Consider the following 26,442-nt stretch of genomic DNA (forward strand, 5'->3'; position numbering starts at 1 on the left):
GTTGACAGTCGACCTAGCGTCTCAGCGTCACCGCGAAGCGTTGTTCAACGCCCTCGACGACCGCCTTGACGAACCCTTCGATCTCTTCATCGTTGAGCGTGCGCGAAGGATGTTGCCAGGTCAAGCCTAGCGCAAGGCTCTTATGCCCCTCTTCCACCCCTTTGCCCTGATAGACATCGAACAGGCGCAGATCGCTCAGCCACTCGCCGGCGCTAGAGCGTATCGCCTCGAGCAGCGACGCCACCGGCAGCGCCTGATCAGCGACCAGCGCCAGGTCGCGACGCACCTCGGGGAACCGCGACAGGCTTGAGAACTGGGGCAGCGTACCGGCCTGCAGCAAGCCAAGGTCGAGTTCGAACAGGAACACCTCGACCTTGATGCCGAGCGCGGCACGAAGGCCTGGGTGCAATGCGCCGATCCAGCCGGCAGTGCGCTCCTCACCTTCGATTCGGCGCAGGATGCGCGCGCTCTGACCCGGATGCAGCGCGGGATGCTCGGCGGATTCGAAGCGCCAGTTGGCGGCGTCGCCACCCAGCGCCAGGAGGCTCTCGACATCGCCTTTGAGATCGAAGAAGTCGACCGCCTCGCGGCGCGCGTTCCAGCCCTCAGGATCACGGGCCCCACAGACCAGGCCACCGACCCGCTGGGCCTGGATCAGCGATTCGCCGCACTGCCCTTCGAACACCATGCCGATCTCGAACATCCGCACCCGGCTCTGCTGCCGGTTGAGGTTGTGGCCCAGCGCCTTGATCAACCCAGGCCAGAGGCCGGCGCGCATCACCGACATATCGACCGAGATGGGATTGGCCAGGCTCGGGGCGACGGCATCGGGCAGCAACCGCGCCTGCAGCTCGGGGGCGACGAAGCTGTAGGTGATCGCCTCCTGGTAGCCACGCGCGATCAGCTGGTCGCGCAGCAGCGCCTTGGAGCGTCTGGCCTCGGGCCTCGGCACCGGCGCGAGATGTGCGCTCGGATAGTGCACCGGGAGTCGGTCGTAGCCGTGGACACGGGCCAGCTCCTCGATCAGATCCGCCGGCTGGGTCACATCGAAACGCCAGCTCGGCACCGCCACCCGCCAGCGGCCCTCGCTCTCAGCGCTCAAGGAGAAGCCGAGCCGCATCAGGATGTCCTCGATCTCACCTGCATCGAGCGCGACACCGAGCAAGCGCTCGACCCGGTCGATGTCGAGCAGGACATCGTCGCGACTGGGCAGCTTCGTCTCATCGGCGAGGGTGGCCAAAGGACCTGGACGACCGCCGGCCAGCTCGACCAGAAGCGCCGTGGCGCGCTCGATCGCCAGCTCCTGCAGGGCGATGTCGACCCCGCGCTCGAAGCGCTGGGAAGCATCGGTGTGCAGGCCATAGGAACGCGCCTTGCCGGCCATCGCAAGCGGGGTGAAGAATGCGGCCTCGAGCAGCACGTTGCGCGTGCTGGCGGTGACCCCTGAGTGCTTGCCACCCATGATCCCGGCGATTCCCAGCGGCCCTTTGGCGTCACCGATGACCAGCGTGTCCGCGCGCAACGCCAGTTCCTGCTCGTCGAGCAAGGTCAGCCGCTCGCCTTCGTTCGCCATCCGCACGCAGAGATAGCCATCGAGCTGATCGAGATCGTAAGCGTGCAGCGGCTGGCCGAGCTCGAGCATCACGTAGTTGGTGACGTCGACGATCAGATCGATCGAGCGCACTCCACTGCGACGCAGTCGCTCCTGCATCCAAAGCGGCGTCGGCGCCGCGGCGTCGACCCCTTCGACCACCCGGGTGACCAGGCGAGGACAAGCATCGAAGGCATCGATACGGATCGGGAAAGTCCGCTCGCTATGCGCCTGCACCGCGGAAAGCTCGGGTTCCTGCACCGCCAAGCGGTTGAGCACGCCGACCTCGCGAGCCAGCCCGCGCAGGCTCAGGCAGTCGCCGCGGTTGGGGGTGAGGTCGACATCGACCACGCTGTCGTCCAACCCCATCCAGTCGCGCAGCGCCGTGCCTATCGGCGCGTCCTCTGGCAGCACCATGATGCCGCTCGAGTCCTGCTCTTCGAGGCCGAGCTCGGACGCGCCGCAAAGCATGCCGTGGGACTCGACACCGCGCAGCTTGGCCTTCTTGATCTTCAGCCCGCCCGGCAGCACCGCCCCGACCCTCGCCAGCGCCACCCGCTGGCCGGCGGCGACGTTGGGCGCACCGCACACCACCTGCCAGCGGCTTTCTCCATCCTCGACCTGGCAGATCCTCAGTTTATCGGCATCGGGATGCTGCTCGAGCGTGTCGACCCGAGCGATGACTACGTCGCTGAAGGCCGGGGCAACCGCTTCGACCGAATCGACCTCGAGACCGGCCATGGTGATCTGGTCGGCAATTGCCTGGATATCCAGCGCCGGCGACACCCACTGGCGCAACCACTGTTCTGAAAACTTCATGTTGCCTCGCTTGTCTGGCAGCGAATGTTCAGGGTTCCAAGACTCGAAAGCTCAGAACTGGCGCAGGAAGCGCAGGTCGTTGTCGAAGAAGAGCCGCAGATCGCCCACGCCATAGCGCAGCATCGCCAACCTCTCCGCGCCCATGCCGAAGGCGAAACCGGAATAGCGTTCGGGATCGATGCCGACGTACTCGAACACCTTGGGATTGACCATGCCGCAGCCCATGACTTCGAGCCAGCCGCTGTAGGCGCCCCGCCCTTCGCGCTGGATTCGAATGTCGACCTCGGCCGAAGGCTCGGTGAAGGGAAAATAGGATGGGCGGAAGCGCACTTCGATCTCATCGCCTTCGAAGAAGGCGCGCAGGAATGCCTCGATGGTGCCTTTGAGATCGGCAAGGCTTACGTTCTCGTCGACGAAGAGTCCTTCGATCTGGTGGAACATCGGGCTGTGGGTGACATCGGAGTCGCAGCGATAGACCCGTCCCGGGCAAACGATGCGCAGAGGCGGTGTTTGCTGCTCCATCGTACGGACCTGCACCGGCGAGGTGTGGGTGCGCAGCAGGTAGCCGGCATCGAAGTAGAAGGTGTCGTGCATCGCCCGTGCGGGGTGATGGGAAGGGATGTTGAGCGCCTCGAAGTTATGATAGTCGTCTTCGATTTCAGGCCCTTCGGCAACGCTGTAGCCGATCTCGCAGAACAGTTGCTCGACCCGCTCGAGCGTGCGGGTCACCGGATGCAGCCCTCCCGGCCGCTCTCCACGCCCCGGCAGAGTGACATCGATCCGTTCCGCGGCGAGCTTGGCATCGAGCGCCGCGCGCTCAAGCGTTTCGCGCCTGGCGTCGAGCAGCGAGGAAACCTCCTGCTTGGCCTGGTTGATCGCCTCGCCCGCCGCCGGGCGCTGCTCCGGGCTGAGCTTGCCGAGCCCTTTTAGCTCCAGGGTCAGAGCGCCCTTCTTGCCCAGGAATCGAACCCGCACCTCGTCGAGCGCCTGAGTCGAATCAACGGCGGCAACGGCGGCACGCGCCTCGTCGACCAGCGCGGACAGATGATCCATCGGTTTCTCCGAAGTCTTGAATACTCGGCGTGTCTTGCACGCCTCCAAGCCCGAGCAAGGCAGTCGCCCGGACCTCGACAAAAAACGGGGGGAAGAGCAGCCGCTCTTCCCCCCTTCGGTGCCAGGCACCGGCGTCTCTATCGACCAGAGGTCGATGGGACGCGGCTCACTGAGCGGCCTTGGCCTTCTCGACGATGGCGCCGAAGGCAGCCTTCTCGTGAACCGCCAGATCCGCGAGCACCTTGCGGTCGATTTCGACGCCAGCCTTCTTGAGGCCTGCGACGAAACGGCTGTAGGAAAGGCCATGGATGCGGGCGGCCGCATTGATACGAGCGATCCACAGAGCACGGAACTGACGCTTGCGCTGACGACGGTCGCGATAGGCGTACTGACCGGCTTTGATCACGGCCTGCTTGGCTACGCGGAAGACGCGCGAACGAGCGCCGTAGTAGCCTTTGGCCTGCTTGAGGATCTTCTTGTGACGACGGTGCGCTGTGACACCACGTTTGACGCGGGGCATGATGTTCTCCTGACGAGTTTACGAAGTTGACCGGGCTTAGAGGTTCGGCAGCATACGGGCGATCAGCTGGCGATCAGCCGCGTGCAGCTGCTTCATCCCGCGCAGCTGGCGCTTACGCTTGGTCGACTTGTGGGTCAGGATGTGGCTGCGAAAGGACTGCTTGTGCTTGAAGCCGTTGGCAGTCTTCTTGAAGCGCTTGGCCGCGCCACGATTGCTCTTGATCTTGGGCATGGATGAAAAACTCCAGTGCAGCGAAGAACGCCGCTTTGTTTAGAAAACCCGGGGCCGATTACCGGTGGCTACGCGAGCACCCACCAGGCATCCGTTGAACCGCCGCCGGATCACTTCTTCTTCGGGGCCAGCATCATGGTCATCTGGCGACCTTCCATGCGGGGGCGTGATTCGACCACCACCAGGTCACCGAGATCGCTCTCGATGCGTTCCATCAGCTTGCGGCCGAGGTCCTGGTGTGCCATCTCACGGCCGCGGAAGCGCAGCGTGACCTTGCCTTTGTCCCCATCTTCGAGGAAGCGCATCAGGTTGCGAAGCTTGACCTGATAGTCTCCCTCGTCAGTCCCTGGACGGAACTTGACCTCTTTGATCTGGACCTGCTTCTGCTTCTTCTTCTGCGCAGACTTCTGCTTTTTCTGCTCGAAGACGAACTTGCCGTAGTCCATGATCTTGCAGACGATCGGCTCGCCGTTGGAAATCTGTACCAAATCGAGCCCAGCTTCCTCGGCCTTGGCCAAGGCGTCACGCATCGGCACTACACCGAGCTGCTCGCCTTCGGGGTCGATCAGACGGACCTCGTCGGCGCGAATGCGATCGTTGATGGGAGGCAGTTTTTCCTGCGGGCGTCCGCGTTGATTGTTCCGCTTGATCTCTACATCTCCGTAGTCAGTTTGGAAGGGTCACTTCGCGCACTCGGCCTTGAGCCGTTCAAGCAGAGAGTCGAGGGAGAGCGCTCCCAAATCCTCACCACTGCGCGTTCTGACCGCGACGGTGCGATTCTCTACCTCCTTGTCACCGACGACAAGTAGATAAGGGATTTTTTGCAACGTATGTTCCCGGATTTTAAAGCCGATCTTCTCGTTTCTCAAGTCCGCCTTGACACGGATCCCATTTCGCTGCATGAGGCCGACGGTCTCGTTCACGTACCCGGCCTGGGCATCGGTGATGTTCATCACCACCGCCTGCACCGGCGCGAGCCAGGTCGGCATCGCTCCCGAATGGTGCTCGATCAGGATGCCGATGAAGCGCTCGAAGGAGCCGACGATAGCGCGGTGGAGCATGATCGGCGTCCTGCGGCTGCCGTCCTCGGCAACGTACTGGGCACCCAGGCGCGTAGGCATCATCGGGTCGACCTGCATGGTCCCCACCTGCCATTCTCGGCCGAGGCAGTCCTTCATATGGTACTCGATCTTGGGACCGTAGAAGGCGCCCTCTCCCGGCAGCTCCTGCCACTCGACTCCGCACGCGGCCAGCGCCGAACGCAGAGCGTTCTCGGCATGATCCCACGCTTCCTCGCTGCCGATGCGCTTGCCCGGGCGCAGCGCAATCTTCACCGCGATCTCGTCGAAACCGAAATCGGCGTAGACCTTCAGCGCCTGGGCGTGGAAAGCAGTGACCTCGGACTCGATCTGCTCCTCGGTGCAGAAGATATGGCCATCGTCCTGGGTGAAAGCGCGCACACGCATGATGCCATGGAGCGCTCCCGAGGGCTCGTTGCGATGGCAGGCGCCGAACTCGCCATAGCGTATCGGCAGTTCGCGATAGCTGCGCAGACCTGAGTTGAACACCTGGACATGGCCGGGGCAGTTCATCGGTTTGAGCGCGTACTCGCGCTTCTCCGACTCGGTGAAGAACATGTTCTCGGCATAATTGTCCCAGTGACCGGACTTCTTCCACAGGCTCACGTCCATCACCTGGGGCGTACGGATCTCCTGGTAGCCGCCATCCTTGTAGACCTCGCGCATGTACTGCTCGACCGCCTGCCACAGCGCCCAGCCACGCGGGTGCCAGAACACCATGCCGGGCGCCTCTTCCTGCTGGTGGAAGAGATCGAGCTTGCGCGCGATCTTGCGATGGTCGCGCTTCTCGGCTTCCTCGAGCCGATGCAGATAGGCCTTGAGCGCCTTCTTGTCTTCCCAGGCCGTGCCGTAGATACGGGTCAGCATCGGCTTGGTGGCATCGCCGCGCCAGTAGGCGCCGGCCAGCTTGAGCAGCTTGAACGCCTTGATCAAGCGGGTGTTCGGCACGTGCGGACCGCGGCACATGTCGACGTATTCCTGGTGATGATAGAGGCGAATGGTCTCACCTTCGGGGATGCCGGCGACCAGCTCCTGCTTGTAGGGCTCGTCGCGCTCGACGAAGGTGCGCATCGCTTGGTCGCGATCGACGTATACCCTCTCGACGTCGTAGTCGCGGTCGATCAGCGCCTGCATGCGCTCCTCGATCGCTTTGAGATCGTCGGGAGTGATCGAATGGCCGAAGTCGATGTCGTAGTAGAACCCGTCCTCGATCACAGGCCCGATCGCCATCTTGGCTTCGGGGTAGAGCTGCTTCACTGCGTGGCCCACCAGGTGCGCGCAGGAGTGGCGGACGATCTCCAGACCCTCGCGGTCCTTGATCGTGACGATGCTCACTCGGGCGTCGCGATCGACCACGTCGGCGGTGTCGACCAGCACACCATCGATCTTGCCGGCCACGGCGGCCTTGGCCAGCCCTGGACCGATCGACTCGGCGATCTGCATGATGGTGACGGGAGCATCGAAATTGCGCTGGCTGCCATCCGGCAGCGTAATGGTGGGCATGGGTAAATCCTCAACTATTCAGTGGTGCGCCATACCAGGGCGCACTTGAATGATGCACGCAAGTGCTTGGAAGCGAAGAAGAGGTGCGACTTTAGCAGCGCGCCAGCCACAACGTCCACCATCGGGAAGCGGCGGGATCGAAACGAAAAAGGGGCGCCCGAAGGCACCCCTTTGATCATCGCACGGCTGGCTTAGTTGCTGGAGCCGTTCTCGATCGGTGCGATTTCCACACGACGGTTCTGCGCACGCCCTTCGGCGGTGTCGTTAGACGCCACCGGACGGGTGAAGCCGAAGCCTTCGGTGGTCAAGCGAGCGGAGTCGACACCCTGGGTGGACAGGTATTCGGCCACCGAGTCGGCACGCTGCTTGGACAGGCGCTGGTTGTAGGCCGCGGTGCCGACGGAGTCGGTGTGGCCTTCGACGCGGACGCTGACGTTCGGGTTGGCGGACAGACGTTCGGCGACCACGTTGAGGGTCTGCTTGGAGTCGTCGGTCAGCTCGTACGAGTCGAACGCGAAGTGGATGTCACGGAGCACCAGGTTGGCCGGGCAGCCGAGAGCGTTGACTTCAACGCCGGCCGGGGTATCCGGGCACTGATCCATGTAGTCCGGCACGCCGTCACCGTCGGAGTCGAGCGGGCAACCGCGCGCGTCGACTTCAACGCCAGCCGGAGTTCCGGGGCATTCGTCCATGTAGTCCGGGACGCCGTCGCCGTCGGTGTCGAGCGGGCAACCACGAGCGTCGACAGCTACGCCAGCCGGAGTACCCGGGCACTCGTCGATGTCATCCGGAACGCCGTCGCCATCGGAATCCGCAACGCCGGTATCCGGAGATTTGCACAGCAGCGCGGCAGCGGTAGCGCCCGCCACAGCACCGATGGCAGCACCGGTTTCTTCGTCGCTGCTACCGCTGACGGAGTAGCCAAGGCCGCCGCCGATCAGACCGCCTGCGATGCCGCAGACGACTTTGTTCTGGTACCACGGTGAGGCGCTAGAGCCAGTCGGGGACTGATTCGAGCTGGCACAGCCAGACAGCCCCAGCACCAGGGCGGACCCTAGCAGTAAGCCAGTCGCAGATTTGTTCATGCAAGACTCCTTCTTGATACAACGCCATCGTAACGAAGTGTTACTCGAGCGATTCCGATTTATTAGGCGACCCGACCAGCCTGGACTATTTACTCGAAGCGCTTCCGCAGGAAGCTCATCCATGCCGTCTCGGCCCGTGGAACGCCCTTACGGCCGAGCGCTCCATACTCCTTCTGGCGGGCACAAAGTGCCCCAAGCGAGAGCATGATGCAATACTCGAACAGCGTTTTCAATCGCCACCACCTCTTATGGAGGGAACGATCGAACGAGTACGGCAACGAGACCCCGGCCCACGTTCGGTCTCGCACCAAAGCGATTCCCATCGTGTTCGGCATCGTGCAGAAGGATAGCCACAATGCGTTGATTTCGCACGCTGGAAATAAGGGCAGTGAGGTAAATTGTCGCTAAACGACAATCACGCTCAACCACATTCCCACTCGAACGTCAGTGATTGAATACCTATTTCGACATCCGCGCGGCTTATCCTCGGATCATCACAATCAGTTCCAACCAGGGGTTTTTCTTCTCATGAAACGCATCCAGCACTACATGGACGGCCACATGACTGGCCTCGACTCCACCCGCACCGCTGCGGTCTTCAACCCCTCCACCGGCACCCAGTCCGCCGAAGTATCGCTAGCCTCCAAGGCCGACACCGAGAGCGCCATCCACGCCGCCGCCAAGGCCTTTCCCGGTTGGGCCGCGACCTCCCCGCTGAAGCGCTCCCGCGTGCTGTTCAAGTACAAGGCCCTGCTCGAGGAGCACACCGACGAGATCGCACGCCTGATCGCCTCCGAACACGGCAAGGTGCTGTCGGACGCCCGCGGCGAGCTCACCCGCGGCATCGAAGTGGTCGAGTTCGCCTGCGGCATGCCCCATCTGCAAAAGGGCGAGCACTCGCTCAACGTCGGCACTGGGGTCGACAGCTTCTCGATGATGCAACCGCTCGGCGTGTGCGCCGGCATCACCCCGTTCAACTTCCCGGCCATGGTGCCGCTGTGGATGTTTCCGATCGCCATCGCCGCCGGCAACACCTTCGTGCTCAAGCCCTCGGAGAAGGATCCCTCGGCGACTCTGCGCATCGTCGAGCTGTTCACCGAGGCAGGTCTCCCCGACGGCGTGCTCAACCTGATCAACGGCGACAAGGAAGCGGTCGATACCCTGCTCACCGATCCCCGCGTCCAGGCGGTCAGCTTCGTCGGCTCGACTCCGATCGCCGAATACGTCTATGCCACCGGCTCGCAGCACGGCAAGCGCGTCCAGGCCCTCGGCGGGGCCAAGAACCACATGGTGATCATGCCCGACGCCGACCTCGACCAAGCCGCCGATGCGCTGATGGGCGCCGCCTACGGCAGCGCCGGCGAGCGCTGCATGGCGATCTCGGTCGCCGTACCGGTCGGTGACGAAACCGCTTCGCTGCTGCGCGAAAAGCTGCTGTCGCGGCTCGACGGCCTGCGGGTCGGCCAGAGCATCGTCGAGGGTCCCGACCACGACATGGGACCGCTGGTGACCCGCCAGCACCTCGACAAGGTCCGCGCCTACATCGCCGCCGGGGTCGAGGAAGGCGCCGAGCTGGTCCGCGACGGCCGCGAGCTGGACGACCAGAGCGGCGGCTATTTCATCGGCGGTACGCTGTTCGATCGGGTCAAGCCCGGCATGCGGATCTACGACGAAGAGATCTTCGGACCGGTACTGGCGATCGCGCGGGCAGCGAGCTTCGATGAGGCGGTGGCGATGGTCAACGCCCACGAGTTCGGCAATGGCACCGCGATCTTCACCCGCGACGGCGATAGCGCGCGCCAGTACTGCGAGCAGATCCAGGTCGGGATGGTCGGGGTCAACGTGCCGATTCCAGTACCGATGGCCTTCCATAGCTTCGGCGGCTGGAAGCGTTCGATCTTCGGTGCGCTGCACGTGCACGGCCCGGACGGAGTGCGTTTCTACACCCGAATGAAGACGGTCACCGCGCGCTGGCCTTCAGGGCTCAGGGAGCGCACCAACCACTACAGCATGCCCACGCTCTGAACCCTCGCCTCCAACCACGATGCCCGCAGCCTGCTGCGGGCATCGTGCTTTCAAGCCTCTGGGTGCCGGTGCGGCTATCTCGACCAGCCTGGCCGTGAGGATCACAGCACGCTGAGAGCAATGACAAAGTAAAGGGAGCGCCGTCGGCTCCCTTTCGCTGTTGCGGCCGCCGTCCACCCTCGAACTCAGCGTCCCGCGTAGCTGGCCTTGAGGTCGCGCGCGAACCAGGCGTAGCAAAGCGCCCCGACGATCCCGCCGATGAACAGCGAGAAGTAGTGCAGGTCGCCGAACTGGGGGCCGAAGTTGATTCCCAGGGCGACGATGGCAGCGGGAATCAACGCTTTGATCGCCCTCGGATTGACGCCGTTGTTGTACCAGTAGGAGCCCTTGGGATCGGTGCTGAACAATCCATCGACGTCGATCAGGCCGCGGCGCACGCGGTAGAAATCGACCAGCAGGATGCCGTAGAGCGGACCGATGACCGCAGCGAGCGCACCGACGGTGTAATGGATCAGCTCGGGATTGTTGAAGAGTTTCCACGGCATCAGGAACACTGAACCGACCGCGGCGATGAAGCCGCCGGTGCGGAAGCTGATCAGCCTCGGCGCCACGTTGGCGAAATCGAACGCCGGCGCAACGAAGTTGGCGACGATGTTGATGCCCACCGTGGTGGTGACGAAGGTCAACGCGCCGATCAGCGCCACGTAGGTATTGTCGAGCCGGGCGACGGTCTCTATCGGGTCATCGATCATCTCGCCGAACACCGGCAGAGTGGCCGAGACCATCATCACGGTGGTAGCGGCGAAGACCACGAAGTTGACCGGCAGCCCCCAGAAGTTGCCCTTCTTCACCGCTGCCATGCTGTGGCAGTAACGGCTGAAGTCACCGAAGTTGAGCGTCGGGCCGGCGAAGTACCCAGCGACGATCACCGCAGCGATGATCATCTGCCAGGCCTGCTGGCTGGGTGACAGCACCTGATCACCGAGAGTGAAGCTCACGTTCTCCCAGCCAGCGTGGTAGAGCAGCCAACCGGCGAGCACGAACATCGCGATGTAGACCGCCGGGCCGCTCCAGTCGATGAAGCGCCGGATCGCCTGCATGCCGTGCCAGAACACCATCGCCTGAAGCAGCCAGAGCAGCATGAAGCTCAACCAGCCTAGCGCGGAGAGCCCGAGAAACTGCCCATTGGCCAGCTCACCCAGCGAGGGAAAGAATCGCAGCAGTACGATGGTCAGGGCGTTGGAGGCGAGGAAGGTCTGGATCCCATACCAGACCAGTGCAATCAATCCGCGGATCAGCGCCGGCACGTTGGCACCGAACACCCCGAAGGAGATCCGGCAGATCACCGGGAACGGCACCGCGGCCTGCTGCGACGGGCGCGCCATCAAGTTGGCGAAGAACTGCACGATACAGATCCCGACCACCAGCGAGACCATCACCTGCCAGCCGGCGAGACCGAGGGCGAACAGGCTGGCCGCGACCACGTAGCCACCGACGCTGTGCACGTCGGAAAGCCAGAAGGCGAAGATGTTGTAGGCGTTCCAGTCCTGCTTCACCGGTCCCAGATCGGCGTTGTAGAGACGCTCGCTGTAGCCAGGCTTCGGCATGGGGGCTGCGGCATCGCCATCCAGGGCAGTGGCAGTGGCGCCCATGGCAGTCGGCGCCTGCAGCCGGCTATCGGAAGGTTGGGGCATGTCGAGTTACCGAGGTTGATTGGAATTGAAAGGCCCGGCAGCGGACCAATGCCTTACATCCAATATCGTATACAATCATCGTGCCAACTCGAGGACACAGCGCGCACACCTCGGCAGCGGGCGCCTTCTGCACGCTTGGGCTCGCCTATCTTCCCACCTAGAGAGCTACCAATCGCGCCGGCAGCGGCACTACGACAGTGCAATCGACTTGACTGGCGCACCAAACGTGAACATTTTTGTATACAATTTTCTCCAGTATTGTTTCCTAACCGTGCTGCCATCGCGTCCTGACTGGAATGGCACGAAGGTTGCCTAGCTAACCATCGCTATGAATTCATCATCGATCGGAAACCCGAGCGCCGATCCAGGACCCGATATGGAGACGTCATGAGTGCGATGCGCCAGTTCCATCTCTTCAACGCCAGCATGACTGGCGCCGGCCGCCGCGACGACGCCATCTATCGCGCGCTATGGGAGGCGATCGTCGCGCACAAGCTGCCACCCGGCGCCCGACTGCCGGAGGACGCCCTGGCGAGCGCGTTCAAGATCAGTCGGACCGGCATCCGCCGGGTGCTGCAACGTCTCGCGCTCGAGCGGCTGGTGACGCTGGTGCCCAACCGCGGCGCGCAGATCAGCCACCCCTCTCCCGCGGAGGCCCATGACGTCTTCGAAGCCCGCAGGATGCTCGAAAGCAGCGCCATGATCTCAGTGGTCGAGCGCCACACCGCGAAGGACCTGGTGCATCTTCGCCAACTGACCGAGGCCGAGCGCCAAGCCCTGACGCAGCGGCGCCGCTCGGAGGCGATCCGGCTATCGGGGCAGTTCCACACTGGCCTGGTCGCGCTGACTGGCAACGAGTCGCTGCTGGATTTCATTTCGCAACTGGTTTCCCGCAGCTCGCTGATCATCGCGGTCTACGGCGACTCCCGGCATACCGGCTGCACCTGCAGCCACGATGAACTGCTCGCCCTGGTGGAGTCGCGCGATCCTGTGGCGGCGTCCCAGTGGATGAGCGCCCACCTCGAGGAGATCGTCAGCGGATTGGATTTCACCCAGGACACCGTGGCCGAGCCTGACTTCGAGCGGCTGTTCGCCACTTTCTGATCCATGTCCGGCAGGCCGGACGGAAGAGCTACACGAACCGAGAATCACGCGATGAGACTGCACGTCATCAACCCCAACACCAGCACCGCGATGAGCGAAAAGATCGCCATCGCGGCCGAGCGCGCCAGTCGCCAGGCACAGATCGTCACCCTCACCTCGCGTCACGGCCCAGCCTCGCTCGAGAGCCACTTCGATGAAGCGCTCGCCGTGCCCGGGCTGCTCGAGCAGGTCGACCTGATCCAGCGCGAAGGCGGCAGCGACGGTATCCTGGTCGCCTGCTTCGGCGACCCGGGCGTTCTCGCCGCGCGCGAGCTCGCCGACGCGCCCGTGTTCGGCATCGCCGAGGCGGCGATGCGCACCGCGGCCGCCCTGGGAACCCGCTTCTCGGTGGTGACCACGCTTGGCCGAACGCTACCGATCATCGAACGGGTCGTGCGCGAAAGCGGCCTGGAGCGCGCCTGTTCCCGACTGCGTGCCTGCGAGATCCCGGTCGCCAGCCTGGAATGCACCGATGACGAGAGCCGCGGTCGACTGCTCGATGAGTGCCGCCGGGCGCTGGACGAGGATGGCATCGACACACTGGTACTGGGCTGCGCCGGGATGGCCGATCTCACCGAGTGGATCAGCGCAGAGCTGCGAGTACCGGTGATCGACGGCGTCGCCGCAGGGGTCCAGCTGCTCGAGGGACTCGCTCATCTCGGACTGCGTCCTGCCAAGCGTTTCGACCGCGCCGCGCCGCCGCCCAAACCCGTCCAGGGCGCCTTCGCCGCCCTCGCCCGCCGCTGATCCCACCCTGCCCGAGGAAGCCCATCCATGGTCCAGCAGACGACGACCTATCCCCGCGACCTGCGCGGCTATGCAGGCAATCCGCCCGATCCGAAATGGCCGAATGGTGCCCGCATCGCGGTGCAGTTCGTGCTCAACGTCGAAGAAGGCAGCGAGAACTGCGTATTGCATGGCGATCGCCAGAGCGAAGTGTTCCTATCCGAGATCGTCGGCGCCCAGGCCTATCCCGATCGCCACATGAGCATGGAGTCGATCTACGAGTACGGCTCCCGTGCCGGCGCCTGGCGTATCCTCGATGAGTTCGAGCGCCGCGGCCTGCCGCTCACCGCCTTCGGCGTCGCCATGGCGCTGGAGCGCTGCCCGGAGATCACCCAGGCACTGATCGAGCGCGGTCACGAGATCGCAAGCCACGGCTGGCGCTGGCTGCACTATCAGGACGCCTCGGTCCCCCTCGAGCGTGAGCACCTCGAGCGCGCGGTCGAGATCATCACCCGCCTCACCGGCTCCGCACCGCTCGGCTGGTACACCGGGCGAGACAGCCCCAATACCCGGCGCCTGGTGGTCGAACACGGCGGCTTCCTCTACGACAGCGACTACTACGGTGACGACCTGCCGCTGTGGACCGAGGTGGAGACCAGCGACGGCGCGCGCCAGCCGCACCTGATCGTGCCCTACACCCTCGACGCCAACGACATGCGCTTCTCGAGCCCCGGCGGATTCAACAGCGGCGATCAGTTCTTCGCCTATCTGCGCGACACCTTCGACGTCCTTTATGCCGAGGGCGAGACCGCACCGAAAATGATGTCGGTCGGCCTGCACGCCCGGCTGGTCGGTCGCCCCGGGCGCTTTCGCGCACTGCAGCGCTTCCTCGATCACATCGAAGCCCATGACCGGGTCTGGGTCACCCGCCGGATCGACATCGCCCGCCATTGGATCGAGCATCACCCCTATCAGCCCAAGCGCTGAGTCGGACCAACGCCGAGAGCCGGGCGAATGCCCGGCCCTCGGCGCGCCTCTCCACCGCTTCGATCGAGGCGGTGCGGAACCTTGCCACACAGCCCAGCGTATCGATCAAGGCAAGAGATAACGGTATATCAATGAACGGGCACTCGATCTGGCTCGAGGCGCGCAGGCGCTGGAAGGCTCAACGCTTAAGCAGAGCGAGCAGGCTGCGGTCCTCGCCGGGCGCGGCGATCAACGATACGCCCCATGGCGCCCCCTGATCCTCGAGCCATGGCAGCGCGAGCACCGCAGCCCCCCACAGCCCGCCCAGCGCAGTCATCCCCATCAGCCGTTCGCGATAGCGCGCGAGTTCGACGCCGGCCAGCTCCAGCAGCGGCGATGCACCGGGCGCACTCGGCAGGCAGAGCGCGCACTCGCCGTCTTCGCTCCATTCGCGCAGCAGGCCGACGATTCGCACCGCGGCCCGCTGCGCCTCGTTTTCAGCGCCGGCATCGAGACCCGCGCACCACTCGATGCGCGCCTGGATGTCGTCGGCGAAGCGCGGCTGGACCCGGGATATCCACTCACCGTGGGTGCGCCAGATCTCGCGGCCCTGCAGTACCCTGAACGCCTCGCTGGCCCGGCCCATGGTATCGGCATCGAGCTGCCTTGCATCCAGGGCGAGCCCAAGCCGCTCGAACTGTGCGGAGACCTGAGCGGGACCGAAATCCACCCCTTGCGGTACGAGCACCCGGACGGAGGAGAACTTGCGCAGCGGCTGCGACGGCAGCAGCACGTCGCCGACCCGGGCGAGCAGCGCCGCCTGCCGACACATGAAGCCGACCGTGTCGAAGCGCGGCGCGAGCGCGACCAGGCCGTCGCTTGCGATCGCCCCCCAGCTGGGGCGCAGCCCGTAGAGCCCGCAGTAGCTCGACGGCACCCGGATCGAGCCACCGGTATCGGTACCCAGGCCGATATCGGCCTCGCCAGCCGCTACCGCGACCGCAGAACCCGAGCTCGACCCACCGGGCAACCGGTCGGGCGCGGCCGGATTGACCGGCGTGCCGTAATGCACGTTGGCGCCGTTGAGACTGTAGGCGAGCTCGTCGGTCTGGGTCTTGCCGACCATCTCGGCACCGGCGTCGAGCAGTTTGCGCACCGCACTCGCGGTGCGCGTCGCCGCCGCATGGCTGGCGCGCCAGTCAGGGTTTCCCGCACCGGTGACGAACCCCTCGATCTCGAACAGGTCCTTGACCGCGAGACGCTGGCCGCGCAGCGGTCCTTCGCTCGCGCCCTCGATCCTCGGACCATCGGCGACCCATACCGCACTTTCGTCAGTCATCTTCTGTTGCCTTTGCCTTCGTCACTGGAAACGGCTCGCGCGCTCAGCGCGTCGAGGCGAGGAACTGCTTGAGCTCTGGCGTCTGCGGATCGTCCAGCACTCGCTTGGCATCGCCCTGCTCGTGGATCTTGCCCTGATGCATGAACACCACCCGGCTGCCCACCTCGCGGGCGAAGCGCATCTCGTGGGTGACCAGTACCAGGGTCATGCCATCGACGGCGAGCTTCTCGAGCACGCGCAGCACTTCGCCCACCAGTTCGGGGTCGAGAGCGGAGGTGATCTCGTCGCAAAGCAGCACCTTCGGCGCCATCGCAAGGGCCCGGGCGATCGCCACCCGCTGCTGCTGCCCACCGGAGAGCTGCCCTGGCCAGGCGTCGAACTTCTCGCCCAGGCCGACCGACTCGAGCAGCGCACGCGCACGCGGCTCCACTGCCTCGCGCGACTCCCCCCTCACCACCATCGGCGCCAGCATCACATTCTCGCCGACCCGGCGGTGGGGAAACAGATTGAAGCTCTGGAAGATCATACCGACATGCTCGCTCAGCTGGCGGGCGCTCATCGCCTCGCCATCCAGGCGCTTGCCGTTGATCTCGATACTGCCGCTGTCGTGCAGCTCGAGCTGGTTGAGACAGCGCAGCAGCGTGCTTTTTCCCGAGCCGCTGCGCCCGATGATGGATACCACCTCGCCCTCCTGGATGCGAAGGTCGATGCCCTTGAGCACCTGATTGGCGCCGAAGGACTTGTAGAGTGCGTCAACGCGAACCATGGACATCGAGGCGTTTCTCCAGATAACGGGCATAGCGGGATAGAGGGTAGCAAAGGCAGAAATAGCAAAGCGCCAGCAGCCCGAAGATGGTGAACGGCATGAAGGCTGCGTTGTTGAGCATCGTCGCGGTGCGGGTCAGCTCGGTGAAGCCGATCACCGAGGCCAGCGCGGTACCTTTGATCACCTGGACCGAAAAACCGACCGTGGGGGCGATCGCGATTCTCACCGCCTGCCCCAGCACCACGTGGCGCAGAGTCTGGAGCCGGCTCATGCCCAGCACCCGCGCCGCCTGCCACTGCCCGGCGGGGATCGCCTCGATCGAGCCGCGCCAGATATCGCAGACGAAGGCGCTGGTGAACAGGGTCAGCGCGATGGTCGCGGCGGTCCAGGCGGAGAGATTGATCCCCAGCGCGGAAAGCCCGAAGAAGATCAGAAAGAGCTGCATCAATAGCGGCGTGCCCTGGAACAGCTCGACGTAGCCGCGAACCAGCAGCTGCAGCGCCTTGATCTGCGATGTCCGCCACCAGGTGAGCAGCGCGCCGACCAGGCCGCCGCCGACGAAGGCGATGATCGACAGCGCCAGCGTCCAGCGCAGCGCCCTCAGCAGGTGGCCGAGGATATCCCATAAGGTGAAATCGATCATCGCTGTTCCCCTTGCAGAAAGCCGAACAGGCGCCGACCGATGTACTCGAAGCTCTGGCGCATCGCGATCGCGATCCCCAGGTAGCAGAGCGTCGCGACGATGTAGGTCTCGAAGCTCCTGAAATTGCGGGACTGGATGAAGTTGGCGGCGTAGGTGAGCTCCTCCACCGAGATCTGGGAGATCACCGCCGAGCCGAGCATCACGATGATGCACTGGCTGGTCAGCGCCGGGTAGATCCGGCTCAACGCCGGCACCAGCACGACATGGCGATAGGATTGCAGCGGCGACATGCCGAGCACTCGCGCCGCTTCCCTCTGCCCTTTGGGTACCGCTTGGATCCCGGCACGAATGATCTCGGTGGCATAGGCGGTGAGGTTGAGCGTCATCGCGATCAGCGCACAGCTGGTCGCCGAGAGGCGCAGATCGAGCGCCGGCAGCCCGAAGTAGATGAAGAACAGCTGGACGATGAAAGGCGTGTTGCGGATCAACTCGACGTAGATGCCGATCAGCGCCGAGAGGAGGCGCGGTCCTTCGAGCCGAAGCCAAGCGAACGGCACCGCGATGGCAAGGCCGAGCAGGGTCGCTACCACTGTCACCCACAAGGTGGTGACGATGCCCTCGACGAACACCTGCCAGTAGGGCAGCAGTGAGAGAAAATCGAGCATGTTGAATTAGGCCCTGTGACCGCTGGCATCAGGCCAGCGGCATGGAGAGGTCGATTTCAGGAGGGGTCAGAGGCTGCGCATGCTCTCGGGCAGCGGCATGCCGAACCAACGCTCGGACATCGCATCGAAGGTGCCGTCGGCGAGCCCTGCGGCGATCAGGCTATCGACCTTTTCCTTCAGCGCCTGGTTGCCCTTGCTGATCCCGATGTAGCAAGGCGAATCCTGCAGCGTCAGCACCAGATGCGGCGTGCGTGCGCCGCCCCGGGTGGCGAGCGCGGCCGCGACGGGGCTGCCGGTGGCGACGTAGTCGACCTGGCCCGAGGTGAAGGCGGAAAGCGTAGTGGCGTTATCCTCGTAGCGTCGCAGCGTAGTGCTCGAAGGCGCCACCTCGGTGAGCTTGATCTCCTCGAGTGCGCCACGGGTGGCGCCGATGGTCTTGCCCGCGAGCGCCTCGGGGCCGCTCATCTCGGGCTCCTCGGTGGCGGAGAACACGCCATAGAAGAACGGCGCGTAGGCGCTCGAGAAGTCGATGGCCTGCTCCCGCTCCGGGGTCTTGCCGAGCGACGAGATCACCAGATCGGCGCGGTCGCTGGTGAGATAGGGAATCCGGTTGGCGCTGGTCACCGGCACCAGTTCCAGTTCGACCCCGATCTGCTCGGCGAGGTAGCGGGCGGTGTCGATGTCGTAGCCTTGCGGTTCGAGATCGGCGCCGATCGAGCCGAACGGCGGATAGTCCTGGGGTACCGCGACGCGCAGCACGCCGCGCTGCTCGATCGTGGCGAGATCGGCGGCATTGGCCTGAACCACGCTGAAAGCGAGCGCAGCACAGGCAAGGGAAGCGCACCAACGGCGAACAACGGCGAGGCGCGAGGAGCGTTGAAGCAGGTTGCGGATCATGAATGTCTCCAGAATGAGCGAAGCAGCGCGACCGGGAATGAAACGATAGTTTTATGAATTTTGGTTCTTGCAACGATCGTTAAGCAATCGACGTGCCAAGCCCCACCTTCCCCGCAATCCCCCGCCCCAGCGGCGATCACATCGCGGCAGCACCCTGCGCTGAAGTGGACAACGCACCAAAGAATGGCCGATCCGCCACCCAACCGCCCTTTATTGGTGCATCGATGGACCGCCCCCCTCCTCGAGCTCATCGAGCTGCTCGTAGTAGTCGCCGATCTCGGCGATCCGCATCCTGCCGAGGCGAAGCTGCCGATGCAGCGCGCCGTTCGCGAGCACGCAGACCAGGCTCATCGCCGCGGCGTAGCTGTCGAAGGCCGAGACGCTGTCGAGCGGCGCTTCGAGCCATACGTTGGCCTGCTCGGCATGGCGGCGCATGGTGGCATCGCCGACCAGCAGCACCGGCACTTGACGATGCGCGAGCGTATCGAGCAGCCTGGAAAAGCCTTTCAGCCGCCGGCGAAATCCGAACAGCACGACCAGGTCCCCGCTGCCGAGGCCGGCCAGCTCCTCACCGAGCGACTGCCCTGGCTGCGGAGCGAGATGCACGTCGGTCCGGCACTGAATCATCTGCTGGCGAAAATGCAGCGCGATCGGATAGCTATTGCGAAAACCCAGCACCAGTATCCGTCGTGCTCCGCAAAGCAGCGAGACCGCCGCTTCGAAGCGGCTCTCGGAGAGATGGTCGAGACAGCGCCGCAGATTGTTCTGCTCGCGTTCGAAGTGGGAGACGAACCCTTGCGGCGCGCCCCCCTCGCCGCTGCTGCTCGCCAGCGGCACGCCGAGACTGCGCAGCTCTCTTGCGTGATCCTTGACCTCACGGAAGCTGTCGAAGCCGAGGCGCTTGAACAGGCGGCTTACAGTTGCCTTGGAGACCCCGGTGAGCCGCGCCAGCTCGGCGGCGTTGTAGACCGCGAAATCGTCGAAATGATCGAGAATGAAGTCGGCCACCCGCTGCTCCTGGGGCGAGAGATCGGCATAGTGGCGGTCGATCCGCTGCCCGATATGAATGTTCATTCCAACCGTTCCTGAATTGAGCGCACGCTGCGCTGAAATTTGTAATTTGACGGACAGCCGAGCGTTGACGCCGCCTTGCGCCTTCAGTGCGCCGCAAGGCAGGGAGAAGCGGCTTGCGCGGGAGAACACTTTATAGGAATTTGAGAATCCCGGCCGTTGAAACGAGCGTTGCAGTGCCTGATCGAACAATCAAGCGCTCCGCTCGCGCTGCCCGCGATAGCGCGGGAGCATGATAAAAGGCTTCACCGCTCTCGCCGGAACCGATCCCCGCTCCGACGAAGGCTAGTACCGGAGACAGCGCAATGCTCCAGTTCAGACTCAACGGCGAAATCGTAGAGATCGCCGAAGTGGCACCCCATGAATCCGCTCTGGTGCTGCTGCGTGAAACGCTCAAGCGTTGCGGTACCAAGGAAGGCTGCGCCTCGGGCGACTGCGGCGCCTGCACCGTCGCGTTGCGCGATCCCGGCCGGGGCCCGGACGCCCGCTTCGAGTCGGTCAACGCCTGCATCCTGCCGGCCTGGCAGCTCGAGGGACTCGATGTGATCACCGTCGAGGGTCTGGCCAAGGGAGAGGCGCTCCATCCGGTCCAGCGCGCGATGGTCGATCACCATGCCAGCCAGTGCGGTTTCTGCACGCCCGGCTTCGTCATGTCGCTGTTCACCCTCTATCACGATCCTGAGCCGCTCGACGACCACCGCCTCGCCGTGGCACTCGGCGGCAACCTCTGCCGCTGTACGGGCTATCGACCGATCCGGGCGGCAGCGCTGGCAATGCGCGAGACCGCAGGTGTGGTTCCCGACTGGATCGATCAAGTCCGACCGTTCGCTGCTGAAGCGTGCAACGATGCGCGCGCCTTTCATCGCCCGACCACCCTGGCGGAGCTCGATGCGCTGCTGAAGCGCCACCCCGATGCGCGGCTGGTCGCCGGCGGCACCGACCTGATGCTCGAGTCGACGATCCGGCTGGCCGACTTCCCCCAAGTCATCGACCTCACCCGGATCGACGCGCTGAAGACCATCGAGGAACATGATGGTGGCTGGTGGGTCGGCGCCGGCGTTACCTATACCCAGCTCGCACCGCTGCTGGAGCGCCACTATCCCGCCTTCGCGCGGCTGCTCGACCGGCTCGGCTCGCAGCAGGTGCGCAATCGCGGCACCCTGGCCGGCAACGTCGCCAATGCCTCGCCGATCGGCGACACCCCGCCGGTGCTGCTCGCCCTCGACGCGCGGTTGAGGATCAGCGGCGGCGATGGCGTACGCGAGATGGCGCTGAACGACTTCTTCCTCGACTATCGCCGCACCGCCCTCGCTCCTGGCGAGTACATCCAGGCGATCTGGCTGCCACGCCTGGGCGATGGCGAACAGCTCAAGGTGTGGAAGCTCTCCAAGCGCCGCGACGACGACATCTCGGCGGTGCTGATGGCGATACGCCTGCGGCTCGACGATAGCTACTTGCGCGATGTCCGGGTCGCCTTCGGCGGCATGGCGGCCACGCCCAAGCGCGCGCTCGAAACCGAAGCCGAGCTTGAAGACCGCCCGCTCGACGAGGCTGCCGTCGCCGCCGCGCGCGCAGCGATCGCACGCGAGTTCACCCCGCTGAGCGACGCCCGCGCCAGCAGCGACTACCGTCTCACCGCGGCGGGCAACCTGCTCGAGCGCCTACGTTTGCAGCTCGCCGAACCCCATGTCGCCACGGAGATCCACTGATGCGCAGCCTCATAGATCTACCCGCTCGCCGGGCGAGCAGCGATAACGTCTCTCCGGCCCACGACAGCGCCATCGGGCACGTCACCGGGCGCGCCTCCTACATCGACGATCTCAGCGAGCCGAGCGGCCTGCTGCACCTCGCCATCGGCCTTTCGACACGCGCCAGCGCCGGGCTCGCGAGCCTTGCGCTGGATGCGGTTCGCCGTGCCCCCGGGGTGGTCGAGGTACTCACCGCGGCGGACATTCCCGGCCATAACGAAGTCGGCGCGGTCTATCCTGGGGATCCGCTGCTCGCCGAGGGCGAAGTGCGCTATGCGGGGCAGGCGCTGTTCGCGGTGGTCGCCACCAGCCTGCGCGCGGCGCGCCAGGCCATCGCCCTGGCCTCGGTCGAGTACGTCGATCGCCCCCCCTCCCTCGACCCGGTCGAAGCGATTCGCCAGGGGCTCACCGTCCTGCCTGAGCACGTCCAGTGCCGGGCCACGCCCGCGCCGCTCGACCGCACCGGCGTACTGGCCGACGACAACGGCACCTCGGAGCAGCGCCACGCCGGCCCCGATGGCAATTGGCGCCAAGCGCTCGACGCCGCGCCCCACCACGTCGAGGGCGAGCAGTTCATCGGTGGCCAGGAGCATTTCTATCTCGAGGGGCAGATCGCCCTCGCCGAGCCGTGGGAGGACGACGGCCTGCGGATCCTCACCTCGAGCCAGCATCCGAGCGAGGTACAGAAGCTGGTCGCCGAGGTGCTGGGGCTGCCGCTGCACCGGATCGTCGCCGAGGTGCGCCGCATGGGCGGCGGCTTCGGTGGCAAGGAGAGCCAGGCGGCAGCGCTCGGCGCGCTGGCCGCACTGGCGGCCTGGCGCACCGGGCGCGCGGTCAAGTTCCGCATGCCGCGCGAGACCGACATGCGCTTTACCGGCAAGCGCCATCCGTTCCACAACCGCTACCGGATCGGCTTCGACGACGACGGCCTGATCCATGGCGCGGAGATCGAGCTGATCGGCGACTGCGGCCACTCGCCGGATCTTTCCGAAGGCGTGGTCGACCGCGCGATGTTCCACGCCGACAACGCCTATTACCTCGGCAGCGCCAGAGTGATCGGCCATCGGGCGATGACCCACACCGCCTCCAACACCGCCTTTCGCGGCTTCGGCGGCCCCCAGGGGATGATGCCGATCGAGAACGCGCTGGACGACATCGCGCGCCGCCTCGGCCTCGACCCCCTCGACGTGCGCAAGCGCAACCTCTACGCGCCGGGCCGGGACGAGACCCACTACGGCCAGCGCATCGAGCAGCACCTGATCCAGTCGCTGGTCGAGCAGCTGGAGCGCGACAGCGACTACCGCACGCGCCGGGAGCGGATCCGCCAGTACAACGCGGCCAGCCCGGTGGTAAAACGTGGGCTGGCGCTGACTCCGGTCAAGTTCGGCATCTCGTTCACCGCCGCCCACCTCAACCAAGCGGGCGCGCTGGTGCGCATCTATACCGACGGCAGCGTCCTGGCCAACCACGGCGGCACCGAGATGGGACAGGGGCTGCATACCAAGGTATGCCAGGTGGTGGCGCGAGAGCTCGGCCTTCCCCTCGAACTGGTGCGAATCAGTGCGACGCGTACCGACAAAGTGCCCAACACCTCGCCCACCGCTGCCTCCTCCGGCGCCGACCTAAACGCGATGGCGGCACGCGAAGCGGCGCTGACCCTGCGCTCTCGCCTCTACGCGTTCGCCGCCAAGCGGCATGCGCTCGCGCCCGACTCACTCGCGCTGGCCGACGGTGAACTGCGCGCGACCACGCTCGAAGGAGAATCCTTCCGACTCGATTGGGCGGCACTGGTCCAGCAGGCCTACATGGCGAGGGTGGCGCTGTTCGCCGAGGGGCACTATTCCACTCCCAAGATCGGCTATGACAAGCGCGCCGCGCGCGGCCGACCGTTCTACTACTTCGCCTACGGCGCCGCGGTGAGCGAGGTCGAGATCGATAGCCTCAGCGGTGAGTACCGGGTCGTCCGCGCCGACATCCTCCACGACGTCGGCGAATCGCTCAATCCGGCGATCGACCTCGGCCAGGTGGAAGGCGGCTACATCCAGGGGCTCGGCTGGCTGACCAGCGAGGAGCTGAAGTGGAACGCCGAAGGGCAACTGACCACGGTCAACCCCTCGACCTACAAGATCCCCGCGTTCGACGACGCGCCGATCGATTTCCGCGTCGCGCTGCTCGAGGGACACCCCAACTCGGAGGCGACGATCTATCGCTCCAAGGCAGTGGGCGAGCCACCGTTCATGCTCGCGATCTCGGCCTGGGCGGCACTGCGCGATGCGATCTCAAGCATCGGTGGCTATCGACTCAATCCCCGCCTCGACACTCCGGCGACCCCGGAGCGGGTGCTGTTCGCCTGTCAGGCGATGCGCGAGAGCGATCCGGCGAAGACGTCGCGCGTCGCCGTGCAGGCACAGCCGTGAGCGACGCGACGCTCGGCTGGAGCGACGCGCTGGCGCAGCTGCAGCGCGACGGCGAGCCGCACGTGCTGGTCTCGCTGGTCGCCTGCGCCGGATCCACCCCTCGTGAACCCGGGGCCAAGATGGTGGTGACCCTGGAGCATCACTACGACACCCTCGGCGGCGGGCGCTTCGAGCAGCAGCTGATCGAGAGCGCCCGCGCGCTGCTCGCGCGGGGCCAGCCGGACATCCGGCTCGAGCGTTTCGCCCTCGGCGCCCGTGCCCAGCAGTGCTGCGGCGGGCATCTGGCCGCGCTGCTCGAGTGCTACCCGGGCGCCGAGATGCGCCTGGCGCTGTTCGGCGCCGGCCATGTCGGCATCGCACTGGAGCGCTTGGTCCGCGAGTTGCCGTGGCGGCTGGACTGGTTCGATTCCCGCCTCGAAGCGCGCGAGGCGGCGCGTCTCGATCATGGCCCGCGCACCCGGATGCACGAGCGCTTCGATACCGAGGCGGCGGCGCGGCTCGCGCCCGGCAGCCACTGCCTGGTGATGACCCACGATCACCTCGAGGACGAGCGGCTGATCGAGGCGCTGCTGGCGCGCGACGACCTGGCGTCGATCGGCCTCATCGGGTCGAAGACCAAATGGTCGCGCTTTCGCCACCGGCTGGCCGCACGCGGCTTCGATGACGCCCGGCTCGAGCGCGTACGCTGCCCGATCGGCGCCGCCTGCGCCGGGCGCAAGCGCCCGGCCGAGATCGCCCTCGCGGTCGCCGCGGAACTGCTGGCGATGGCCCCCTCCCGCCCGATGCGAACCCGGCGCGGCCTGGATGGCATCTCGCTCGAGCTGCTCGAGACCAGCCCCCCTCCAACAGATCAGGATACCGACCGATGACCATGCGTCGTGCGCTTCGCGGCCCCATCCTCCACTTTCTCGACGACCCGGGCGACGAAGACCGGCCGCGCGAGGGCAGCCTCGGCTATTTCGCCGACGGCCTGCTGGTGATCGAGAACGGCCGGGTCGCGGCACTCGACGATGCCGAGACGCTGCTGCCCACCCTGCACGCCGACACCGTGCTGGAGCACCATCCCGAGCGGCTGATCATGCCGGGCTTCATCGACGCCCATCTGCATTTCGCCCAGCTCGGCATCATCGCCTCCTACGGCCGCCAGCTGCTCGACTGGTTGAACAACTACACCTTCCCCGAGGAGTCCCGCTTTCGCGATCGAGACTACGCCGACCGGATCGCCGAGGCGTTCATCGACGAACAGCTGCGCCACGGCACCACCTGCGCGATGGTCTTCGCCACCAGCCACGAGAACTCGGTCGAGGCGTTGTTCACCGCCGCCAAGCGCTACGACATGCGGCTGATGACCGGCAAGGTGCTGATGGACCGCAACGCCCCCGAGGCGCTGCGCGACGATCCGGTCAAGGGCATCGCCGACTCCCGCCGGCTGCTCGAGCGCTGGCACCACAGCGGCCGTCTCGAATACGTGCTCTCGCCGCGCTTCGCGCCGACCTCGAGCCCCGAGCAGCTGGCCGCCGCCGGGCGCTTCCTCGATGACTTCCCCGGCATTGCGATGCAGACCCACCTGAGCGAGAACCGCGCCGAGATCGAGTGGGTCGCAAGCCTCTACCCCGAGGCCGACGACTATCTCGACGTCTACGCTCGCGCCGGACTGCTGAGAAGCCGCTGCTTCTTCGGCCACGCCATCCATATCGACGACAGCGTGCGCCGCCGCCTGCGCGAAGCCGATGCAGCGATCACCGTCTGCCCCAGCTCCAACCTGTTCCTCGGCAGCGGCCTGTTCGACTGGCGCGCGGCGCGCGCCCAAGGCGTCAACCTGGCCCTTGCCACCGACATCGGTGCCGGGACCAGCCTCTCCCAGCTGCAGACGCTCCAGGATGCCTACAAGGTCTGCCAGCTCAACGGCTACCCGCTGCCGGTGTGGCAAGCGTTCTACCGTCTCACCCTCGGCAATGCCCGCACGCTGGGTATCGAACGACACGTCGGCAGCTTCGCGCCCGGCATGGAAGCCGATGTGGTGATCCTCGACACCGCCGGTACACCGCTGATGGCGCGCAAGCGAGAGAGCCGCGAATCACGTCTCGACGAACTGCTGTTCGACCTGATGATGCTCGGCGACGACCGCTGCGTCGCCTCTACCTACGTGATGGGCGAGCCGCGCTACCGACGCGCTGGATGACCCGCCATGGCTGGATGGCGGCGCGGCCGCCATCCAGCCCGCGATATCGTACGACGATGAGCACGAAGACAGCCGAGATACCTCGAGGAGCATTGATGTCGGACCCGAAGCCACCTTCCCAGCCGCTGCTCTACGCACTCGATGCGCGACCGCCGCTGCCTGCCGCACTGCTGGCGGCGATGCAGCACGTGCTGGCCAGCTTCATCGGCATCATCGCCCCTTCGCTGGTGGTCGCCTCGGCGCTCGATTTGAGCGGATACGTTCCCTACCTGATCAGCA

At 65.4% G+C, this 26,442-nt stretch carries 22 protein-coding genes; 8 read left to right on the forward strand and 14 right to left on the reverse strand.

Going from position 1 to position 26,442, the window contains the following annotated elements; translation table 11 throughout:
* Positions 1-13 precede the first annotated feature (13 nt).
* The 7 genes from pheT to Q376_RS0104235 form a co-directional block, all read right to left on the reverse strand.
* Positions 14-2,410 (reverse strand): phenylalanine--tRNA ligase subunit beta, encoded by a 2,397-nt coding sequence (gene pheT / locus Q376_RS0104205; protein ID WP_027349249.1) that lies wholly within the window; start codon positions 2,408-2,410, stop codon positions 14-16.
* Between the two features lie 51 nt (positions 2,411-2,461).
* On the reverse strand, positions 2,462-3,463 hold the full coding sequence (pheS, locus tag Q376_RS0104210) for a phenylalanine--tRNA ligase subunit alpha (protein WP_027349250.1): 1,002 nt from the start codon (positions 3,461-3,463) through the stop codon (positions 2,462-2,464).
* Between the two features lie 166 nt (positions 3,464-3,629).
* The gene (gene rplT, locus Q376_RS0104215; RefSeq protein WP_027349251.1) at positions 3,630-3,983 is read right to left on the reverse strand and encodes a 50S ribosomal protein L20; all 354 of its coding nucleotides are present in this window, start codon (positions 3,981-3,983) and stop codon (positions 3,630-3,632) included.
* Between the two features lie 36 nt (positions 3,984-4,019).
* Positions 4,020-4,214, reverse strand: a complete 195-nt coding sequence (rpmI, locus tag Q376_RS0104220; RefSeq protein ID WP_027349252.1) for a 50S ribosomal protein L35 — start codon at positions 4,212-4,214, stop codon at positions 4,020-4,022.
* A 110-nt stretch (positions 4,215-4,324) separates the two neighbouring features.
* On the reverse strand, positions 4,325-4,864 hold the full coding sequence (gene infC / locus Q376_RS0104225; RefSeq protein ID WP_081803388.1) for a translation initiation factor IF-3: 540 nt from the start codon (positions 4,862-4,864) through the stop codon (positions 4,325-4,327).
* A gap of 30 nt (positions 4,865-4,894) precedes the next feature.
* Positions 4,895-6,796 carry a threonine--tRNA ligase gene (gene thrS / locus Q376_RS0104230; protein ID WP_027349254.1) on the reverse strand — a complete coding sequence of 634 codons (1,902 nt, stop codon included), beginning with the start codon at positions 6,794-6,796 and terminating at the stop codon, positions 4,895-4,897.
* Positions 6,797-6,987: 191 nt separating this feature from the next.
* Entirely contained in the window at positions 6,988-7,881 is an 894-nt protein-coding gene (locus Q376_RS0104235; RefSeq protein ID WP_027349255.1) for an OmpA family protein, read from the reverse strand.
* Positions 7,882-8,409: 528 nt separating this feature from the next.
* On the opposite strand from Q376_RS0104235, the gene Q376_RS0104245 reads away from it, so the two are divergent.
* Positions 8,410-9,906 (forward strand): CoA-acylating methylmalonate-semialdehyde dehydrogenase, encoded by a 1,497-nt coding sequence (locus Q376_RS0104245; protein WP_027349257.1) that lies wholly within the window; start codon positions 8,410-8,412, stop codon positions 9,904-9,906.
* A 185-nt stretch (positions 9,907-10,091) separates the two neighbouring features.
* Here the strand turns inward: Q376_RS0104245 and Q376_RS0104250 are convergent, their stop codons facing one another.
* Entirely contained in the window at positions 10,092-11,600 is a 1,509-nt protein-coding gene (locus Q376_RS0104250; RefSeq protein WP_245598905.1) for an NCS1 family nucleobase:cation symporter-1, read from the reverse strand.
* 387 nt (positions 11,601-11,987) lie between these two features.
* Between Q376_RS0104250 and Q376_RS0104255 the strand changes: the two genes are divergently transcribed.
* Genes Q376_RS0104255 through puuE form a run of 3 tightly spaced genes read left to right on the forward strand, consistent with a single transcriptional unit; the run spans position 11,988 to position 14,456 of the window.
* Positions 11,988-12,704 (forward strand): GntR family transcriptional regulator, encoded by a 717-nt coding sequence (locus tag Q376_RS0104255; RefSeq protein WP_027349259.1) that lies wholly within the window; start codon positions 11,988-11,990, stop codon positions 12,702-12,704.
* A gap of 51 nt (positions 12,705-12,755) precedes the next feature.
* Entirely contained in the window at positions 12,756-13,490 is a 735-nt protein-coding gene (locus tag Q376_RS0104260) for an aspartate/glutamate racemase family protein (protein ID WP_027349260.1), read from the forward strand.
* 27 nt (positions 13,491-13,517) lie between these two features.
* Positions 13,518-14,456 (forward strand): allantoinase PuuE, encoded by a 939-nt coding sequence (gene puuE, locus Q376_RS0104265; RefSeq protein ID WP_027349261.1) that lies wholly within the window; start codon positions 13,518-13,520, stop codon positions 14,454-14,456.
* Positions 14,457-14,634: 178 nt separating this feature from the next.
* Here puuE and Q376_RS0104270 read toward each other — a convergent pair whose 3' ends face one another.
* The 6 genes from Q376_RS0104270 to Q376_RS0104295 all read right to left on the reverse strand — a co-directional run bounded on the left by Q376_RS0104270 (position 14,635) and on the right by Q376_RS0104295 (position 19,819).
* A complete protein-coding gene (locus Q376_RS0104270; protein ID WP_027349262.1) occupies positions 14,635-15,774 on the reverse strand; it encodes an amidase in 1,140 nt (379 codons plus the stop codon).
* A 43-nt stretch (positions 15,775-15,817) separates the two neighbouring features.
* The gene (locus tag Q376_RS0104275) at positions 15,818-16,546 is read right to left on the reverse strand and encodes an amino acid ABC transporter ATP-binding protein (RefSeq protein ID WP_027349263.1); all 729 of its coding nucleotides are present in this window, start codon (positions 16,544-16,546) and stop codon (positions 15,818-15,820) included.
* On the reverse strand, positions 16,527-17,183 hold the full coding sequence (locus Q376_RS0104280; RefSeq protein ID WP_211266597.1) for an amino acid ABC transporter permease: 657 nt from the start codon (positions 17,181-17,183) through the stop codon (positions 16,527-16,529). The genes Q376_RS0104275 and Q376_RS0104280 overlap by 20 nt, the downstream gene beginning before the upstream one ends.
* Positions 17,180-17,848, reverse strand: coding sequence for an amino acid ABC transporter permease (locus tag Q376_RS0104285; RefSeq protein WP_027349265.1), 669 nt, complete (start codon positions 17,846-17,848; stop codon positions 17,180-17,182). Before Q376_RS0104285 ends, Q376_RS0104280 begins: the two co-directional genes overlap by 4 nt.
* Positions 17,849-17,914: 66 nt before the next feature.
* Complete coding sequence (locus tag Q376_RS0104290; protein WP_052364942.1) at positions 17,915-18,745, reverse strand: transporter substrate-binding domain-containing protein; 831 nt, start codon at positions 18,743-18,745, stop codon at positions 17,915-17,917.
* Between the two features lie 210 nt (positions 18,746-18,955).
* Positions 18,956-19,819, reverse strand: coding sequence for a MurR/RpiR family transcriptional regulator (locus Q376_RS0104295; RefSeq protein WP_027349267.1), 864 nt, complete (start codon positions 19,817-19,819; stop codon positions 18,956-18,958).
* Positions 19,820-20,121: 302 nt separating this feature from the next.
* Between Q376_RS0104295 and xdhA the strand changes: the two genes are divergently transcribed.
* Genes xdhA through guaD form a run of 4 tightly spaced genes read left to right on the forward strand, consistent with a single transcriptional unit; the run spans position 20,122 to position 26,163 of the window.
* Complete coding sequence (gene xdhA / locus Q376_RS0104300; protein WP_027349268.1) at positions 20,122-21,525, forward strand: xanthine dehydrogenase small subunit; 1,404 nt, start codon at positions 20,122-20,124, stop codon at positions 21,523-21,525.
* The gene (gene xdhB / locus Q376_RS21405) at positions 21,525-23,981 is read left to right on the forward strand and encodes a xanthine dehydrogenase molybdopterin binding subunit (protein ID WP_043446155.1); all 2,457 of its coding nucleotides are present in this window, start codon (positions 21,525-21,527) and stop codon (positions 23,979-23,981) included. Before xdhA ends, xdhB begins: the two co-directional genes overlap by 1 nt.
* On the forward strand, positions 23,978-24,850 hold the full coding sequence (gene xdhC, locus Q376_RS21410) for a xanthine dehydrogenase accessory protein XdhC (RefSeq protein ID WP_043446158.1): 873 nt from the start codon (positions 23,978-23,980) through the stop codon (positions 24,848-24,850). Before xdhB ends, xdhC begins: the two co-directional genes overlap by 4 nt.
* Entirely contained in the window at positions 24,847-26,163 is a 1,317-nt protein-coding gene (guaD, locus tag Q376_RS0104315; RefSeq protein ID WP_027349269.1) for a guanine deaminase, read from the forward strand. The genes xdhC and guaD overlap by 4 nt, the downstream gene beginning before the upstream one ends.
* Positions 26,164-26,442 lie beyond the last annotated feature (279 nt).

This window comes from Halotalea alkalilenta DSM 17697, from assembly GCF_000621205.1.
Classification (GTDB): domain Bacteria; phylum Pseudomonadota; class Gammaproteobacteria; order Pseudomonadales; family Halomonadaceae; genus Halotalea; species Halotalea alkalilenta.